Annotated in this window: 18 protein-coding genes; 13 read left to right on the forward strand and 5 right to left on the reverse strand. The window is 69.6% G+C overall.

From position 1 onward, the window contains the following. Positions 1 to 254 precede the first annotated feature (254 nt). Entirely contained in the window at positions 255 to 836 is a 582-nt protein-coding gene (locus AC1RRS_RS07930; protein ID WP_492854660.1) for a hypothetical protein, read from the forward strand. A 71-nt stretch (positions 837 to 907) separates the two neighbouring features. Here the strand turns inward: AC1RRS_RS07930 and gatA are convergent, their stop codons facing one another. Both gatA and gatC read right to left on the reverse strand, forming a co-directional pair. Then, a complete protein-coding gene (gatA, locus tag AC1RRS_RS07935; protein WP_492854661.1) occupies positions 908 to 2,380 on the reverse strand; it encodes an Asp-tRNA(Asn)/Glu-tRNA(Gln) amidotransferase subunit GatA in 1,473 nt (490 codons plus the stop codon). Then, on the reverse strand, positions 2,380 to 2,667 hold the full coding sequence (gene gatC / locus AC1RRS_RS07940; RefSeq protein WP_110119070.1) for an Asp-tRNA(Asn)/Glu-tRNA(Gln) amidotransferase subunit GatC: 288 nt from the start codon (positions 2,665 to 2,667) through the stop codon (positions 2,380 to 2,382). The genes gatA and gatC overlap by 1 nt, the downstream gene beginning before the upstream one ends. A 165-nt stretch (positions 2,668 to 2,832) precedes the next feature. On the opposite strand from gatC, the gene ruvX reads away from it, so the two are divergent. From ruvX to rnr, 12 genes are all read left to right on the forward strand, one after another. Continuing rightward, the gene (gene ruvX / locus AC1RRS_RS07945; RefSeq protein WP_492854662.1) at positions 2,833 to 3,315 is read left to right on the forward strand and encodes a Holliday junction resolvase RuvX; all 483 of its coding nucleotides are present in this window, start codon (positions 2,833 to 2,835) and stop codon (positions 3,313 to 3,315) included. A gap of 215 nt (positions 3,316 to 3,530) precedes the next feature. Beyond that, positions 3,531 to 4,526 (forward strand): aspartate carbamoyltransferase catalytic subunit, encoded by a 996-nt coding sequence (locus AC1RRS_RS07950; protein ID WP_487292442.1) that lies wholly within the window; start codon positions 3,531 to 3,533, stop codon positions 4,524 to 4,526. Further along, positions 4,523 to 5,824: a dihydroorotase gene (gene pyrC / locus AC1RRS_RS07955; protein ID WP_487292443.1), complete on the forward strand. Its 1,302-nt coding sequence runs from the start codon at positions 4,523 to 4,525 to the stop codon at positions 5,822 to 5,824. The genes AC1RRS_RS07950 and pyrC overlap by 4 nt, the downstream gene beginning before the upstream one ends. A 62-nt stretch (positions 5,825 to 5,886) precedes the next feature. Further along, positions 5,887 to 6,210: a hypothetical protein gene (locus AC1RRS_RS07960; RefSeq protein WP_492854663.1), complete on the forward strand. Its 324-nt coding sequence runs from the start codon at positions 5,887 to 5,889 to the stop codon at positions 6,208 to 6,210. 23 nt (positions 6,211 to 6,233) lie between these two features. Further along, positions 6,234 to 6,401 (forward strand): hypothetical protein, encoded by a 168-nt coding sequence (locus tag AC1RRS_RS07965; RefSeq protein WP_492854664.1) that lies wholly within the window; start codon positions 6,234 to 6,236, stop codon positions 6,399 to 6,401. 109 nt (positions 6,402 to 6,510) lie between these two features. Beyond that, positions 6,511 to 7,158 carry a glycerol-3-phosphate 1-O-acyltransferase PlsY gene (plsY, locus tag AC1RRS_RS07970; protein WP_492854665.1) on the forward strand — a complete coding sequence of 216 codons (648 nt, stop codon included), beginning with the start codon at positions 6,511 to 6,513 and terminating at the stop codon, positions 7,156 to 7,158. Beyond that, the gene (gene dprA / locus AC1RRS_RS07975) at positions 7,158 to 8,261 is read left to right on the forward strand and encodes a DNA-processing protein DprA (RefSeq protein ID WP_492854666.1); all 1,104 of its coding nucleotides are present in this window, start codon (positions 7,158 to 7,160) and stop codon (positions 8,259 to 8,261) included. The genes plsY and dprA overlap by 1 nt, the downstream gene beginning before the upstream one ends. Before the next feature lie 18 nt (positions 8,262 to 8,279). Continuing rightward, positions 8,280 to 8,564: a BrnT family toxin gene (locus AC1RRS_RS07980; protein ID WP_492854936.1), complete on the forward strand. Its 285-nt coding sequence runs from the start codon at positions 8,280 to 8,282 to the stop codon at positions 8,562 to 8,564. Between the two features lie 40 nt (positions 8,565 to 8,604). Beyond that, positions 8,605 to 8,913 (forward strand): helix-turn-helix domain-containing protein, encoded by a 309-nt coding sequence (locus AC1RRS_RS07985; protein ID WP_492854667.1) that lies wholly within the window; start codon positions 8,605 to 8,607, stop codon positions 8,911 to 8,913. Between the two features lie 146 nt (positions 8,914 to 9,059). Further along, entirely contained in the window at positions 9,060 to 11,729 is a 2,670-nt protein-coding gene (gene topA / locus AC1RRS_RS07990; RefSeq protein ID WP_492854668.1) for a type I DNA topoisomerase, read from the forward strand. 32 nt (positions 11,730 to 11,761) lie between these two features. Further along, positions 11,762 to 12,136, forward strand: coding sequence for a hypothetical protein (locus AC1RRS_RS07995; RefSeq protein WP_492854670.1), 375 nt, complete (start codon positions 11,762 to 11,764; stop codon positions 12,134 to 12,136). A 45-nt stretch (positions 12,137 to 12,181) separates the two neighbouring features. After that, positions 12,182 to 14,539, forward strand: a complete 2,358-nt coding sequence (gene rnr, locus AC1RRS_RS08000; protein ID WP_492854671.1) for a ribonuclease R — start codon at positions 12,182 to 12,184, stop codon at positions 14,537 to 14,539. A 170-nt stretch (positions 14,540 to 14,709) separates the two neighbouring features. Here rnr and AC1RRS_RS08005 read toward each other — a convergent pair whose 3' ends face one another. The 3 genes from AC1RRS_RS08005 to AC1RRS_RS08015 all read right to left on the reverse strand — a co-directional run bounded on the left by AC1RRS_RS08005 (position 14,710) and on the right by AC1RRS_RS08015 (position 17,172). After that, the gene (locus tag AC1RRS_RS08005; protein WP_487292452.1) at positions 14,710 to 14,946 is read right to left on the reverse strand and encodes a DUF2164 domain-containing protein; all 237 of its coding nucleotides are present in this window, start codon (positions 14,944 to 14,946) and stop codon (positions 14,710 to 14,712) included. A 2-nt stretch (positions 14,947 to 14,948) separates the two neighbouring features. Beyond that, positions 14,949 to 15,881, reverse strand: coding sequence for an ornithine carbamoyltransferase (argF, locus tag AC1RRS_RS08010; RefSeq protein ID WP_487292453.1), 933 nt, complete (start codon positions 15,879 to 15,881; stop codon positions 14,949 to 14,951). Between the two features lie 76 nt (positions 15,882 to 15,957). After that, positions 15,958 to 17,172 carry an aspartate aminotransferase family protein gene (locus AC1RRS_RS08015; protein ID WP_492854672.1) on the reverse strand — a complete coding sequence of 405 codons (1,215 nt, stop codon included), beginning with the start codon at positions 17,170 to 17,172 and terminating at the stop codon, positions 15,958 to 15,960. Positions 17,173 to 17,277 lie beyond the last annotated feature (105 nt).

The following is a 17,277-nucleotide window of genomic DNA, read 5'->3' on the forward strand; positions in this document are numbered from 1 at the left end:
CTCCCTTCTCCCCTTGCGGGAGAAGGTGTCATCCAAAGGATGACGGATGAGGGGTCGCGCGGACGGTTCTGAGAGACCCCTCACCCGACCTCGCTCCGCGAGGCCACCCTCTCCCGCAAGGGGAGAGGGATAAACGAAGCGCCACAAGAATTAAGACCCAAATCCGGCAGAAACGGAACCATTCCGCGACCGGCGGAACCCCACCGGAAACCTCCCGTTACTTATCCCGACAAGGATAGCTGAGGAGGATCCAAATGCCTGCCTTGAATCTCGATGGTCCTGAACCCGCGATCGCCACGACTGGCGATGGTTCTGCCCTGTTTCCGCAAGCGCCCGTCTATGCGCGCACCTCGACCCGTTCGAAGAAGTCTTCCGGCAACCTGCCGCTGCTGGTCGGCGTGCCGGTTCTGGCCCTCGCCGTCGGCGGCCTGGCCTGGGGCCTGATGAGCCAGCCGGCCCAGACGCCGGAAAGCAGCGGCGAAAGCCTGAAGGTGGCCGAGGCCGCGCCGATCACGACGCCCGCCCCGGCGCCGACCCCGGCCGCCATGCCCGAACCGGCCGCCGCCACGCCGGCCCCGGCGCCGGTCGCCCGCATGGAAGTCGCCCGCGCCGAACCGCGCCCGGCCGCCCGCCGCGCCGCCGCTCGCCCCGCGCCCAGCGCGCCGTCGGCTGAAGAGGCCTCGACCAATGTGAGCGCCACCGTCCCGGCCCCGACGCCGGCTCCGGACGCTCCGACGGCGATCGTCGCCGAGCCGGCCCCGCTGGCCATCCCCGCGCCGGCGGCTCCCGTCGCGCCGACCCCGGTCGTCCCCGCGACGCCCAATACGCCCCAGTAAGGGCCTGAAACGACGAAGGGCGGCTCCATCGCTGGAGCCGCCCTTTTTCTTTGAGTCCAGCCGAGGCTAGATCACCACCACTTGTCGGCCTTGGCCGTGAAGCCGGCGGCCTTTTCGATGGCGCCGGCCACCGAGAACACCGTGCCTTCGTCCAGCGGCTTGCCGATGATCTGCAGACCCAGCGGCAGGCCGTTGGCGTCCAGACCGGCCGGCAGCGACAGACCCGGCAGGCCAGCCAGGTTGGTCGTCACCGTGAAGACGTCGTTCAGGTACATGGCGATCGGGTCGTTGCTGTTCTCGCCCAGGCCGAACGCCGCCGAGGGCGCGGTCGGGGTGAGGATGGCGTCGACTTTCTGCCAGGCGTTGTCGAAGTCCTCGGCGATGCGGCGACGCACCTTCAGGGCCTTCAGGTAGTAGGCGTCGTAATAGCCGGCGCTCAGCACGTAGGTGCCGATCAGGATGCGGCGCTTGACCTCGTCGCCGAAGCCCGACGCGCGGGTGTTCTCGTAGATCTCGGTCAGGTTGGCGCCGTCCTCGCGCAGGCCAAAGCGCATGCCGTCGTAGCGGGCGAGGTTCGACGAGGCTTCGGCCGGAGCGACGATGTAGTAGGCCGGCAGGGCGTACTTGGTGTGCGGCAGGCTGATCTCGACGATCTCGCAGCCGGCGTCCTTCAGCCAGGCGATGCCGTCCTGCCAAAGTTTCTCGATCTCGGCCGGCATGCCGTCGACGCGGTATTCCTTCGGCACGCCGATGCGCAGGCCCTTGACCGACTTGCCGACGAACTGGGTGAAGTCCGGAACGGCGATGTCGAGGCTGGTGGAGTCCTTCTCGTCGTGACCCGACATCGAGTTCAGCAGCAGGGCCGCGTCTTCGACGGTCTTGGCGATCGGACCGGCCTGATCCAGCGAGCTGGCGAAGGCGACGACGCCCCAGCGCGAGCAGCGGCCGTAGGTCGGTTTGATGCCGACCGTGCCGGTGAAGGCGGCCGGCTGGCGGATCGAGCCGCCGGTGTCGGTGGCGGTGGCGCCCAGGCAGAGATCAGCGGCGACCGCGGCGGCGCTGCCGCCCGAGCTGCCGCCCGGGGTCAGGGCCTTGTTGCTGTTCTTGCCGCGCCAGGGATTGGTGACCGGGCCAAAGTAGGAGGTCTCGTTCGACGAGCCCATGGCGAACTGGTCGAGGTTCAGCTTGCCCAGCATCACCGCGCCGTCGCGCCACAGGTTCGACGTCACCGTCGACTCGTAGCCCGGCACGAAGTTCTCCAGGATCTTCGAGCAGGCCGTGGTGCGCACGCCCTTGGTGCAGAACAGGTCCTTCACGCCCAGCGGCGCGCCGTCCAGCACGCCGGCCTCGCCCTTGGCGCGGCGCGCGTCCGAAGCGGCGGCCATCTCCAGCGCCTTTTCAGGCGTCTCGAGAATGTAGGCGTTGAGGCCGCGCGCGGCTTCGACGGCGTCGATGTGCGCCTGGGTCAGCTCGACCGAGGTGAAGTCCTTGGCGGCCAGGCCGTCGAGGGCGCCCTTCAGGGTCAGTTTCGTGAGCGCGCTCATTATTCGACCACCTTGGGCACGACGAAGAAGTTGCCGACGGTCTTGGGCGCGTTGCCGGTGACCACTTCGGGTTCGCCGCCCATGGTGACGACGTCGTCGCGCAGCGGCAGGCCGGCGGCCACGACGCTGGTCAGCGGCTCGGCGCCGTCGGTGTCGACCTCAGCCAGCTGCTCGATCCAGGTCATGATCCCGTTGAGTTCCTGAGTCAGGGCCTCGATGCGCTCTTCGGGTTCGGCGATGCGGGCGAGCCGGGCGACCTTGCGGACGGTCGCGGCGTCGATGGCCATGGGGCCTTCTCCAAGCAGTAGTGTTGTTTGTCCGTGGGCACGGACAGTCGAGGGGTGGGTTACCCGTCTAGACTCGCCTTTGACAAGCCCGGCCTCCCCTTGGCGGGACCTTTTCGCATTGGCGGCGCTCTCGCTTCGGCGGGCGCAAAGGCGTAGAAGCCGCCCATGCCCGTTCTCGACATCGAAGAATTCACCGCCGCCATCCCCGACTACAAGCCGATCATCGGCCTGGATCCGGGCGAAAAGACCATCGGCGTGGCCGTGTCCGACGTCACCCTGACCGTCGCCAGCCCGCTGACCGTGATCCACAAGACCAAGTTCACCCAGGACGCCGAGGCCCTGTTCGACATCATCGACTACCGCAAGGTGGCCGGGATCGTCGTCGGCCTGCCGGTCAACATGGACGGCGCCGAAGGCGTGCGCTGCCAGTCCAACCGGGCGCTCGCCCGCAACCTGCTGCGCCTGCGCCCGGACCTGACCATCACCTTCTGGGACGAGCGCCTGTCGACGGCCGCCGTCACCCGCGTGCTGATCGACGAGCACGACGTCAACCGCAAGCGCCGCGGCGAGGTCGTCGACAAGATGGCCGCCGGCTGGATCCTGCAGGGCGCCCTGGAGCGGATGCGGGGGATCCGGGGGGAGCCGTAAGCCCCTTCTCCCCTTGCGGGAGAAGGTGTCGGCGCAGCCGACGGATGAGGGGTCTCTCAGAATTCCGACACCCCGCCCGGCCTGACCGCTTCCAAGCGGACAGAGTCTTCAACCCCTCACCCGACCTCCCTCCGGGAGGCCACCCTCTCCCGCAAGGGGAGAGGGATCAGGACTCTCCTTCCCTTCCCCGCCAAAGCCGCCTATGACGCGGGCTCATGACGGCTTCAGCCCATGACCCCAGCGCGGCGATCGAAACGATCCGCAAGCGCCTCTTCTCGTTCCCCAAGCGGCACTTCCTTTCGGCGGGCGATCTCAACGCTCCCCAGGCGGCCGATCTCCTGGACCTGGCCGACGCCTTCGTGGCGTTGAACCGGCAGACGTCCAAGTCCCTCGACCTGCTCAAGGGACGGACGCTGATGAACCTGTTCTTCGAGAACAGCACCCGCACCCAGAGCTCGTTCGAGCTGGCCGGCAAGCGGCTGGGCGCCGACGTCGTCAACATGAACCCCAAGACCTCGTCGGTGGCCAAGGGCGAGACCCTGATCGACACGGCGGTCACCCTGAACGCCATGCGGCCCGACCTGCTGGTCGTGCGCCACGCCTCTTCGGGCGCGGCGTCCTTGCTCAGCCAGAAGGTCAGCGGCAGCGTCGTCAACGCCGGCGACGGCCAGCACGAGCACCCGACCCAGGCCCTGCTGGACGCCCTGTCGATCCGCCGCGCCTTCGGCCGCGTCTCGGGCCTGACCGTGGCCATCTGCGGCGACGTGCTGCACAGCCGCGTGGCGCGCTCGAACGTCGCCCTGCTGCAGATCCTCGGCGCCAGCGTGCGCCTGGTCGGCCCGCCCACCCTGATGCCGGCCCAGGCCGAGCGCTGGGGCGTGACCGTGCACCACGACATGAAGTCGGGCCTGGCCGGGGTCGAGGTGGTGATGATGCTGCGCCTGCAGCTGGAGCGGATGCAGGGCGGCTTCGTGCCCTCGACCCGCGAATACTTCCGCTTCTACGGCCTGGACCGCGAGAAGCTGGCCCGCGCCGCGCCGGGGGCCAAGGTCATGCACCCGGGTCCGATGAACCGGGGCGTGGAGATCGACAGCGACGTCGCCGACGATCCCGCCGTCAGCCTGATCCAGGACCAGGTCGAGATGGGCGTCGCCGCCCGGATGGCCGTGCTTGCCGCCCTCGCCCACCGTCTTGAGGAGGAAGGCCGATGACCGCGCCCCAGCCGCTCGCCTTCGTCAACGCCCGCGTGGTGGACCCCGAAAGCGGCTATGACGGCCCCGGCGGCGTCATCGTCTCCGAAGGCGTCATCGCCGACGTGGCCAAGGGCCGCGAGTTCGGCAAGCTGACCAAGGGCGTCCGCGTCATCGACTGCGGCGGCGCAATGCTGGCCCCGGGCCTGATCGACCTGCGGGTCAAGACCGGCGAGCCGGGCGCCGAGACCAAGGAAACCCTGGCCAGCGCCGCCCGCGCGGCCGCGGCCGGCGGCGTCACCAGCTTCGTCGTCCAGCCCGACACCGATCCGGCCGTCGACGATCCCAGCACGGTCGACTTCCTGCTGCGCCGCGCCCGCGACATCGACAGCGCCCGCATCCTGTGCGCCGGCGCGGCCACCAAGGGCCTCAAGGGCGAGGAGATGGCCGAGATCGGCCTGATGCGCGAGGCCGGCTGCGTCTACGTGACCGACGCCGACCGTCCGATCGCCGACAGCAAGGTCATGCAGCGTCTGCTGACCTATGCGAAGGGCTTCGACACCATCCTGGCCCACCGCCCGCTCGACCCCTGGCTGGCCAAGGGCGGCGCAGCCACCGGCGGCGAGTTCGCCGCCCGCATGGGCCTGCCGTCGATCTCGCCGATGGCCGAGCGGATCATGCTGGAGCGCGACGTCGCGCTTCTGGAAGCCACCGGCGGCCGCCTGCTGGTCGACCAGGTGACGAGCGCCCAGGCGCTGGAGACGCTTGGCCGCGCCAAGGCCCGGGGCCTGCGCATCCACGCCAGCGTGTCGATCAACCACCTGTGCTTCAACGAACTGGACATCGGCGACTACCGCACCTTCGCCAAGCTGACCCCGCCCCTGCGCGGCGAAGACGACCGCCAGGCCCTGATCGAGGCCCTGGCGGACGGCCTGATCGACATCGTCGTCAGCGCCCACGCCCCGGCCCCGGCCGAGGACAAGCGCCTGCCGTTCGACCAGGCCGCGCCTGGCGCCGTCGGCCTGGAGACCCTGCTGCCGGCTCTGCTGGGCCTCTATCACGACGAGCGCCTGCCGCTGATCGACCTGATCAAGGCCGTGACCCTGTCGCCCGCGTCCTTGCTCGGCCTCCAGACCGGCCGCATCGCGCCGGGGGCTCCGGCCGACCTTGTGTTGTGCGACCTCGACGCGCCGATCATCGTCGACGCCGCCAAGCTGCTGTCGAAGTCGAAGAACTCGCCGTTCGACGGCCGCCGCCTGCAGGGCCAGGTGCTGATGACCGTGGTCGACGGCCGCGTGGTGCACCGCGCCGAGGGGTGATCCCGCTGGACAAGCCGGCGCAGCCGCATAGGTTGCGCCGGTCATTCCGGGGGGACGACAACATGAACACGCTCGAAACCCGCGATCGCTCGCCCCGGCTCGGAGAGCGATGGCCTCGGCTCGACTGGCCTGTCCTGGCGACGCACCTGGCGGCAGGCCCCATCCTGGGAACGGTCGCACCGACGCTTGCCCTCAAGCAGATGGCGATCCGCCAGTTCTCGCTGCCCACTCCGCCGCTCCGGGAGCAGCTTTGGGCGCTCAGCGACGCCTGGCTCCAAGGCCTGGCGCCGGCCCTGGTCGCGGGCCTCGTCCTGGCGCTCCCGTCCATGCGCGATCGAAAAAGCGCATCCGGCTCGCGGTCAGCATCGGTCTCTATGCAGCCCTGAGCCTGCTGGTGCAGATGGGCTTGATGAGCCTGGGCCCGGCCCGCATCGTCTTCTCCAACCCAGAGGTGCTGGTGAGTTCAATGGCCGCCATCGCCCGTCTCGGCGGCCTGACCGGACTGGTTTGCGGAGCCCTCGGGCTGATCGTCGCCAGGCGTCCGACGGCACGACGCGAGGAGACGGCCGGCGGCTAGCTTCGCAGCTTCGCTTCGCCGAGGGCGAGAAGCGCTGTAAGACGCGGAAAACAGGCTTGCCTCATCGGTGAAGCTTGGCCATGGTTCGCTCGCGCAAAGGTAGCATTTCTTGGAAAGCCTCGCCCCCGTCGTCTATCTGACCCTCGCGATCGCCGTGATCGGGGGCTACCTGCTGGGCTCGATCCCGTTCGGCCTGATCGCCACGCGCCTGGGCGGCGCCGGCGACATCCGCAAGATCGGCTCGGGCAACATCGGCGCGACCAACGTGCTGCGCTCGGGCCGCAAGGACCTGGCGGCCATCACCCTGCTGGGCGACGGCGGCAAGGGCGCGGTCGCGGTGGGCCTGGCCCACTGGCTGAGCCACGGCAATCCGGCGATCGTCGCCCTGGCCGGCGGCGCGGCCTTCGCCGGCCACATCTTCCCGGTCTGGCTGAAGTTCAACGGCGGCAAGGGCGTGGCCACCTTCTACGGCGTGCTGCTGGCCGCCGCCTGGCCCGTGGGCCTGCTGGCGGCGGCGACCTGGCTGGCCGTGGCGGTCCTGTTCCGCATCAGCTCGCTGGCCGCCCTGACCGCCGCCGCCCTGGCCGCGCCCTTCGCCCTGGCCACCGACCGCCCCTACCCGATCCTGGGCCTGTGCCTGTTCATGGCCGTGCTGATCTACATCCGCCACAAGGACAACATCCGCCGGCTGCTCAAGGGCGAGGAGCCCCGGATCGGCAAGAAGAAGACGGCGGAAACGCCGCCCCCGGAAGCCTGATGACGCGGGGCCTCTCGGACAAGGAACGCCTGGCCTGGCTTCGCCTGGCGCGCACCGAGACCGTTGGCCCCGTCGCCTTCGACCACCTCCTTCAGCGCTTCGGCTCGCCCGAGCGGGCGCTGGTCGCCCTGCCCGACCTGGCGCGTCGGGCGGGCCGCGCGGCCCCGCTGCGGCCGCCTCCCGAAAACGAGATCCTGCGTGAACTCGAAGACGGCGCGCGCCTCGGCGCCCGCCTGATCTGCGCCTGCGAACCCGACTTCCCGCACCGCCTGGCGAGCCTGGATCCGCCGCCGCCGGTGATCTGGGCGCTCGGCCACTACGAACTCCTGCCCCAGCCCAGCATCGCCATCGTCGGCGCCCGCATCGCCTCGGCCGCCGGCCAGCGCTTCGCCCGCCAACTGGCCGCCGAGTTGGGCCAGCACGGCCTCGTCGTGGTCTCGGGCCTGGCGCGCGGCGTCGATGGGGCGGCCCATGAGGGCTCGCTCTCGACCGGCACGATCGCCGTCCTTGGCGGCGGCATCGCCGACATCTACCCGCCCGAGCACGCCTCCCTGCACGCCCGCATCGCGCAGGACGGCTGCATCGTCAGCGAGAGCGCCCCGCTGCGCCGCGCTCAGGCCAAGGACTTCCCCCGCCGCAACCGTATCATCTCGGGCCTGTCGCTGGGCGTCGTCGTGGTCGAGGCCGAGCTGAAGTCGGGCTCGCTGATCACCGCCCGCCTGGCCGCCGAGCAGGGGCGCGACGTCTTCGCCGTGCCGGGCTCGCCGCTTGATCCCCGCGCCAAGGGTCCCAACGACCTGATCCGCCAGGGCGCGATCCTGTGCGAGGGCGTCGAGGACGTGCTGCGCTCGCTGTCGGCCTCGCCCTCGATGCGCGAGCGGGACCGGACCTGGGATCCCGACGAGGCCGCCGACGACCTCGACCACGACGCCCTACGCGAGCGCCTGGCCGCCCTGCTCTCGCCCACGCCCGTCTCGCGTGACGAACTGGTGCGGGCGACCAAGGCCCCGACCTCGGCGGTGATGGCGGCGCTGGTGGAGCTGGCCCTGGCGGATCGGGCCGAGCTGCTGCCTGGCGGGATGGTGGCGGGTGGATTGCCCTAAGTACTGGATACCCGTACTATTGACTACACGTTCGAGTGGGATGTCGAGAAGGAACGGACCAATCTCGCCAAGCATGGCGTGGACTTCGAAGAAGCCTGCTTCGCGATATTGGACCCGCATCGCCTCGAAGCCATCGACGATCGCTTCGACTACGGCGAAGAGCGATTGCAGATCGTCGGCCTAAGTCCGCAACGCATATTGTTTGTGGTGACCATCGCCTATGACCAAGACCACTACAGGATCATCTCCGCCCGCAAAGCCGACCCAGATGAAGAGGGTCGTTATCTCCGGGGCGAACCCTGAATGGCCCGTCGGCAAAACCGACTGGGCTCGCGTCCGAGCCATGACGGACGAAGAGATCATAGCGGCGGCGGAGTCCGATCCCGATTGCCCGCCGTCGACACCTGAACAGCTTGCCCGCTTCAAGCGCGTCAACGCCGTCAAGGTCATTCGCCGCCGGCTCGACATGACGCAGGCTCAGTTCGCCGAAGCCTTCCAATTACCGCTCGCAACGGTCCGAGACTGGGAACAGGAGCGCAGCTATCCCGATGCGCCCGCCAGGGCCCTTCTGACCGCCATAGCCCGCGACCCACAGACGATGCGCCGCCTGCTCGGCGGTCAGGTCGAATTAGTTCCCGAACCCTCTCTCTAAAGAGAGAGCCAGGCGGGCGCCGCGCTCGCAATTGCGAAGGTTCGCACAGCCGCCGTTGACATTGTCATAGGCTCGCCCCCACTTTCCGGCGCTCGCCCCCTGGTTCGCTTCGGTGGGCGATCCACCTCCCCTAGCCCAGAGTCGTAATGAACGTCGTCGTCGTCGAGAGCCCGGCCAAGGCCAAGACCATCAACAAGTACCTCGGGTCCGACTACACGGTTCTGGCCTCCTACGGGCACATCCGCGATCTGCCCAGCAAGGACGGCTCGGTCGAGCCCGACAACGACTTCGCCATGAGCTGGGAGGTCGACGCCAAGTCGTCCAAGCGCATCTCCGACATCGTCGACGCGCTGAAGAAGGCCGACCGCCTGATCCTCGCCACCGACCCGGATCGCGAAGGCGAGGCGATCAGCTGGCACGTGCTCGAGGTGCTGAACAAGAAGAAGGCGCTGAAGGACAAGCAGATCCAGCGCGTCACCTTCAACGCCATCACCAAGTCGGCGGTGACCGAGGCCATGCGCGCCCCGCGCGACCTCGACATGGAACTGGTCGAGGCCTACCTCGCCCGCCGCGCCCTCGACTACCTCGTCGGCTTCACCCTCTCGCCGGTGCTGTGGCGCAAGCTGCCTGGCAGCCGCTCGGCCGGCCGCGTGCAGTCGGTGGCCCTGCGCCTGGTCGTCGACCGCGAACTCGAGATCGAGCGCTTCCGGACCCAGGAATACTGGACCGTCGACGCCGACGTCTCGGCCGGCTCCGATCCGTTCCTGGCGCGCCTGGTCAAGCACGACGGCAAGAAGCTCACCAAGTTCGACCTCGGCAACGAGACCTCGGCCCTGGCCGCCAAGGCCGCCGTGCAGGCCGCGACCTTCAAGGTCGAGGCCGTCGAGAAGAAGCCCGGCAAGCGCTCGCCCGCTCCGCCCTTCACCACCTCGACCCTGCAGCAGGAAGCCTCGCGCAAGCTGGGCTTCAGCGCCCAGCGCACCATGCAGGCGGCCCAGAAGCTGTACGAGGGCATCGACATCGGCGGCGAGACCGTCGGTCTGATCACCTACATGCGTACCGACGGCGTCTCGATCGCGCCGGAAGGCATCGCCGACGCCCGCGACGTGATCGGCAGCGTCTACGGCAAGGACTACGTGCCGGACGTCCCGCGCCTCTACAAGTCGAAGGCCAAGAACGCCCAGGAGGCCCACGAAGCCATCCGCCCGACCAGCATGCGCCGCAACCCCGGCTCGCTGCGCCTGGATCCGGACCTGGGCCGCCTGTACGAGCTGATCTGGAAGCGCACCATCGCCTCGCAGATGGAAAGCGCCCGTATCGAGCGCACCACGGTCGATCTGGAAAGCCATGACGGCCGCACGGGCCTGCGCGCCACCGGCCAGGTCGTGCTGTTCCCCGGCTACCTCGCGGTCTACGAGGAAGGCCGCGACGACGAGGAGGGCGAAGACAGCGCCCGCCTGCCCGCCATCGTCGAAGGCGCCGCCGCCAAGGTCATCGAGGCCCGCGCCGACCAGCACTTCACCGAACCGCCCCCGCGCTACTCCGAAGCCAGCCTCGTCAAGAAGATGGAAGAGCTGGGCATCGGCCGTCCGTCGACCTACGCCTCGGTCCTGACCGTGCTGCGCGACCGCGAATATGTGCGGATGGAGAAGCAGCGCTTCATCCCCGAGGACAAGGGCCGCCTGGTCACCGCGTTCCTCGAGCAGTTCTTCCGCCGCTACGTCGAATACGACTTCACCGCCTCGCTGGAAGAGCGGCTCGACCTCGTCTCCGACGGCAAGCTCGACTGGAAGGAATTCCTGCGCGAGTTCTGGAAGGACTTCCACGCCGCCGTCGGCGAGATCGCCGAGCTGCGCACCACCAACGTGCTCGACGCGCTGAACGACGCCCTGGGCCCGCACATCTTCCCCGACAAGGGCGACGGCTCGAACCCGCGCCTGTGCCCGACCTGCGGCTCGGGGATGCTGTCGCTGAAGACCGGCAAGTTCGGCGCCTTCATCGGCTGCTCGAACTATCCGGAGTGCCGCTACACCCGCCAGCTGGGCGTGGCCGAGGGCGACGGCGAGGCCGAGAGCGCCGACAAGGAACTGGGGATCAACCCCGCCACCGGCCGGGCCGTTTGGCTGAAGAACGGCCGCTTCGGCCCCTATGTCGAAGAGGTCGCCGCCGAGGGCGAGAAGCCCAAACGCTCGTCCCTGCCCAAGGGCTGGACGCCGGCGGCCCTGGATCTGGAAAAGGCCCTGCGCCTGCTCAGCCTGCCGCGCGAGGTGGGCCAGCACCCGGACGACGGCAAGACGATCACGGCGGGCCTGGGGCGCTTCGGGCCGTTCGTGCTGCACGACGGCACCTACGCCAACCTGGAGAACGCCGAAGAGGTGTTCGACGTCGGTCTGAACCGCGCCGTCGCCATCCTGGCCGACAAACGGGCGGGCGGCGGGCGTCCGCAGCGCGCGGCCGCCGCGGCCCTGGCCGAACTGGGCGCCCACCCGGAAGACGGCAAGCCGGTGCGCGTGCTGTCGGGCCGCTTTGGTCCGTACATCAAGCACGGCGACGTCAACGCCAACGTGCCCAAGGGCGCCGATCCGGCGGCCCTGACCCTGGCCGAGGCTGTGACCCTGCTGGCCGAGCGGGTCGCCAAGGGCGGCGGCAAGAAGCCGGCCAAAAAGGCCGCCGCGCCGAAGAAGGCTCCAGCCAAGGCGGCGAAAGCCGAGGGCGACGACGCCGAAGCGAAGCCGAAGAAGGCCGCCGCGAAGAAACCGGTGGCCAAGAAGCCGGCCGCCAAGAAGGCGCCGGCCAAGGCCAAGACCGAGGCGTGACGAAGGGCTGTCGGGGGGAGTAGACTTTGGCCATGACCACGCTCGAACGTCCTCTGCCGCTGCCGCTGGTGGTGGTCCTGCTGTCGGCGGTCAGCGTCGTGGGCTTCGTCCTGGGGCTGCGCGGCGCGCTGGACACCGGCAAGCCGGCCGACGCGGTCTCGACCGCGCCGCTGGCCGAGGTCTCGGGCGTGCCGGTCAAGGACGCCCTGCCGGCCGCGGTCGAGGTGGAGGCGCCGCCGCCTCCGCCCGTGACCAAGCCGGTCGATGAGACCCCCGAGCCGGTGGCGGCCGAGACGCCGCCGGTCGTCGAGGCCCCGCCAGCCCCGACGACGCCCGCCCCGGCCGAGAAGAAGCCCGAGGTTCCGCCGGCCCAGCAGGCGCCGCAGCGGATCGAGGACCTGTACTAGGTTCTCCTCGTTTCCTTCGCCCGGGAAACGGCTTAGACGAGGGGAATGGCCAAACCTCGCCTTCCCAAGACCGCTTCTCCGAAGACCGCGCGCCCCAAGACCGCCTCCCACAAGGTCGCGGCCAAGGACCGTCCGCCCGCGGGCCTGCCCGACAAGGAGACGCTGCTGGCGTTCCTGCGCGACGCCGGCGAGGCCGCCAAGGCCGACATCGCCCGCCACTTCGGCCTGAAGGGCGCCGACCGCCGCGCCCTGCGCGAGATGATCCGCGAGATGGAAGCGCAAGGCCAGCTGGGCAAGCGCGGCCGCCGCGGCTTCGCCGAGGCCGGCGCCCTGCCCCCGGTCGGCGTGGCCGACGTGATCGAACGCGACACCGACGGCGACCTGTTCGTCAAGCTGACCAAGGGCGACGAGGACGTTCCCCTGGTGCGCCTGGCCCCCGACCGCAACGAAGCCGCCGCCGGCGCGCCGGGCCTGGGCGACCGCCTGCTGGTGCGCTTCGAAAAGCTGGAGAGCGGCGAGTACGAGGCCCGCCTGATCAAGCGCCTGGGCCAGAGCGCCCACAAGGTGCTGGGCGTGATCCGCAAGGAGCGCCGCGAGATCCGCGTCCAGCCGGTCGATCGCAAGTCCAAGGACAGCTACGTCCTCGATCCCGGCCAGCCGGGCGTGACTGACCTGCGCGACGGCGACCTGGTGGTCGTGCAGCAGGCCGGCCACGCCGGTCGCTACGGCCCCAAGCCCTGCCGCGTGCTGGAAACGGTCGGCCACGAGGAAGACCCCCGCGCCGCCTCGCTGATCGCCATCCACAGCCACGGCATCCCCACCGGCTTCTCCGAAGAAGCCGAGCAGGAGGCCAAGGCCGCCAAGGAGCCGACGCTGGCGGGCCGCGAAGACCTGCGCGACCTGCCGTTCGTGACGATCGACCCGGTGGACGCCCGCGACCACGACGACGCCGTCTACGCCCATCCCGACGACGCCGAGAACAACAAGGGCGGCTGGATCGTCTGGGTCGCCATCGCCGACGTCGCCGCCTATGTGCGCCCGGGCTCGGCCCTGGACCGCGACGCCCGCGACAAGGGCAACAGCGTCTACTTCCCCGACCGGGTGGAGCCGATGCTGCCCGAGACCCTGTCGAACGGCCTGTGCTCGCTGCGTGAAGGCGAGAACCGCGCCACGCTGGCCGTGCGGATGGTGTTCGACAAGACCGGCCGCAAGACCAGCCACCGCTTCGTGCGCGGCCTGATGCGCTCGGCCGCCAAGCTCTCCTACGAGCAGGCCCAGGCCGCCATCGACGGAACCCCGCCGCCGGCCGGCCAGGATCCCGACAAGGCCCCGCCCCTGCTGGACGCGATCCTGACGCCGCTGTGGGAGGCCTTCCGCCTGATGGGCCGGGGCCGCGAGCAACGCTCGCCGCTCGCCATCGAAAGCGACGAGCGCCGCATCGTCATCACCAAGGAAGGCGAGATCGCCTCGATCACCCGCCGCGCCAGCCTCGAGGCCCACAAGCTGATCGAGGAGATGATGATCCAGGCCAACGTCTCGGCCGCCGAGAGCCTGGAAGCCAAGCGCTCGCCGCTGATCTACCGCGTGCACGACACGCCCAGCCTGGAGAAGCTGCAGAACCTCGCCGACTTCCTGCAGACGCTTGAGATCCGCTGGAACAAGGGCGAGGCCCCGCAGACCTCGCGCTTCAACAAGCTGCTGGAGGAAACCCGCGAGAGCGCCCACGCGGCGATCATCAACGAGGTGGTCCTGCGCACCCAGATGCAGGCCCACTATTCCAGCGACAACATCGGCCACTTCGGCCTGAACCTGGCACGGTACGCCCACTTCACCAGCCCGATCCGGCGCTATGCCGACCTGATCGTCCACCGCGGCCTGATCCGGGCTCTGGGGCTGGGCGACGACGGCCTCACCGACCAGGACATCGCCCGCATCAAGGACACGGCCGAGGTCATCACCCACGCCGAGCGCCGGGCCATGGCCGCCGAGCGCGACGCGACCGACCGCTACATCGCCTCGTTCCTGGCCGACCGGGTGGGCGCGACCTTCAGCGGCCGCATCACCGGCGTCACCCGCTTTGGCCTGTTCGTGAAGCTGGACGAGACCGGCGCCGACGGCCTGGTGCCGATCTCGAACCTGGGCGAGGAATACTTCGTCCACGACGAGCGGCTGCACTCGCTGGTCGGCGAGCGCACCGGCAAGCGCTGGCCGCTGGGCCTGTCGGTCGAGATCCGCCTGCGCGAGGCCACGCCCGTGACCGGCGGCCTGCTGTTCGAGATGCTCAGCGACCCGGTGCCCGCGGATCCGAACCTGCCGAGGCCCCGCCTGGGCGCACGGCGCCAGGCGGCGGTGAAGCCGCGCGGCGGCCTGCCGAAAGGCGTGCGACGCGGCAAGCGGCGCTAGCGTCCTTCTCCCCTTGCGGGAGAAGGTGTCATCCGAAGGATGACGGATGAGGGGTCGCACCCACGAAAAACGCCGCGACAGCTGATCGGCTGTCGCGGCGTTTTGCTTTTGAGAGACCCCTCACCCGACCTCCCTCCGGGAGGCCACCCTCTCCCGCAGGGGGAGAGGGATCAGTCCAGGGGCTTCTCGATCTCGTAGACCACGTCGTCGAGCTTCTGCAGCATCAGGGTCTGCGCGTCGCGGACGCCCTGGTTGAAGAAGGCCGGCCCGAGCGTTTCGGACAGGAACTCCAGCAGGAAGCCCGCCTCCAGCCCGCTGACCGGCCGATCGAGCTCGTCGCGCATGTAGAGCGTCAGCTTGCGCAGGACAGCCTCGCGGACGTCCTTGTCGAGCTCGATCTTGGCCATGATCAGCCGATCGCGCCGAAGCACCAGGCCAGGACGGACTTCTGGGCGTGGATGCGGTTCTCCGCCTCGTCCCAGGCCAGCGAGCGCGGGCCGTCGAGGACGGCGTCGGTGACTTCCTCGCCGCGGTGGGCCGGCAGGCAGTGCAGGAACACGCCGTCGTTGGACAGGTCCATCAGGGCGTCGTCGACCTGGTAGGGCTCCAGGGCCTTCAGGCGCTCGTCGTGGTCGGTGTCGCCCATCGAGACCCAGGTGTCGGCCACGACCACGTCGGAACCGCGCACGGCTTCCTTGGGGTCTTCCATCATCGTCACCTTGCCGTTCAGGCCGGCGGCGCGGGCCAGGTCGTGCAGGTCGGCGTGATAGACGCTCGGGCAGGCGATCTTCAGCTCGAAGCCCAGCAGCGGCGCGGCGTGGATGAAGCTGGAGCAGACGTTGTTGCCGTCGCCGACCCAGGCGATGGTCTTGCCGCCGATGTCGCCGCGATGCTCCTCGATGGTGAGGATGTCGGCCATGATCTGGCAGGGGTGGCTCTTGTCGGTCAGGCCGTTGATCACCGGCACGGTCGAGACCTGGGCGAAGCGCTCGACGTCGGCGTGGCTGTTGGCGCGGATCATCACCGCATCGACCATGCGCGAGAGCACCTTGGCGGTGTCCTCGATGGTCTCGCCGCGGCCCAGCTGCATGTCCGACGAGGTCGAGATGATCGCCGAGCCGCCGAGCTGGCGCATGGCCGCGTCGAACGAGAAGCGGGTGCGGGTCGAGTTCTTCTGGAAGATCATCGACAGCACATGGTCCTTGGCCGGGGCGTCGGCGTCGACGCGGCCCTTGGGCCAGCCCTTGCGCGCGGTCTTGCGGGCCTTGGCGTCCTCCAGGATCAGGCGCAGCGTGGCGCCGTCGAGCTTCCAGAGGTCGATGAAGTGGCGGGGGGCGGTCATCTCAGGCCACCTTTCCGGAATGAGCTGAAGTGGACGCCTCCGCCGCTGGGACGGAGGCGTCGGGTCAGGGATGCGATCAGGCGGCCGCTTGGGCGCGGACGACCTCGCAGGTCTTTTCGAGCTTGGCCACGGCTTCCTGGGCCTCGGCCAGCGTCAGGTTCAGCGGCGGCAGCAGGCGCACGCAGTTGTCGCCGCCGCCGGCCACCAGAAGCTTCTGGTCGCGGGCCAGGGCCATGAACTCGCGGTTGTTCGAGGCCAGCTTGATGCCGATCAGCAGGCCCTTGCCGCGCACGTCGAGCACCACGTCCGGGAAGCGGTCCTTCAGGCCGTTCAGCTGCTGGGTGAAGTAGCCGGCGATGGTCTTCACGTTGTCGAGGATCTCGGGCGTGTTGATCGCATCGAAGGCCGCCGCGCCGACGGCCATGGCCAGCGGGTTGCCGCCGTAGGTCGAGCCGTGGGTGCCCGGGGTCATGCCCTTGGCGCCCTCGGTCGAGGCCAGGCACGCGCCGACCGGGAAGCCGCCGCCCAGGGCCTTGGCCACGCACATGATGTCGGGCTCGGCGCCCTCGGCCCACTCGTGGGCGAAGAGCTTGCCGGTCCGGCCCATGCCGCTCTGCACCTCGTCGAAGATCAGCAGGACGCCGGCTTCGCGGGTGATCTCGCGCAGTTCGACCAGCTGGGCCTCGGTCAGCGACCGCGCCCCGCCCTCGCCCTGCACGGGCTCGATGATGACGCCGGCCGTGGTCGGGCCGATGGCGGCCTTCAGGGCCTCCAGGTCGCCGAACGGCAGCTGGATGAAGCCCGGCAGGCGCGGGCCGAAGCCGTCCAGATAGCCGGCGTTGCCCGAGGCGTTGACCGCCGCGTACGAGCGGCCGTGGAACGAGCCGTCGAAGCCGATGATGTCGATCCGCTCCGGATTGCCGGCCACGGCGTGATAGCGGCGGGCGGCCTTCAGGGCGCACTCGATCGCCTCGGTGCCCGAGTTGGTGAAGAACACCACGTCGGCGAAGGTGGCAGCGCACAGCTTGTCGGCCAGCACTTCCTGTTCGGGGATCGTGTAGATGTTGGAGACGTGCCAGAGCTTCTCGCCCTGGGTCTTCAGCGCCTCGACCAGGGTCGGGTGGGCGTGGCCCAGGCCGCAGGTGGCGATGCCCGCCACGCAGTCCAGGTACTCTTCGCCGGCCGTCGAGAACAGTCGCGCGCCTCGGCCTCGCTCGAACGCCAGCGGGGCGCGGCTGTAGACGCCCATGATGTGGTGTTGCGAGGGGTTCGACGACGTCGCAGTGCTCAAAGCGGCCTCCCAAAAGGCAAGAAGCCCCCGGGCTTTCGCGCGGGGACTGGAAGGCCCGACGTTGTCGGCGGGAAGTCCCGGTCTGTCAATGAAATGACCGTGAAT

Source organism: Caulobacter sp. GW821-FHT12A07, assembly GCF_058807655.1.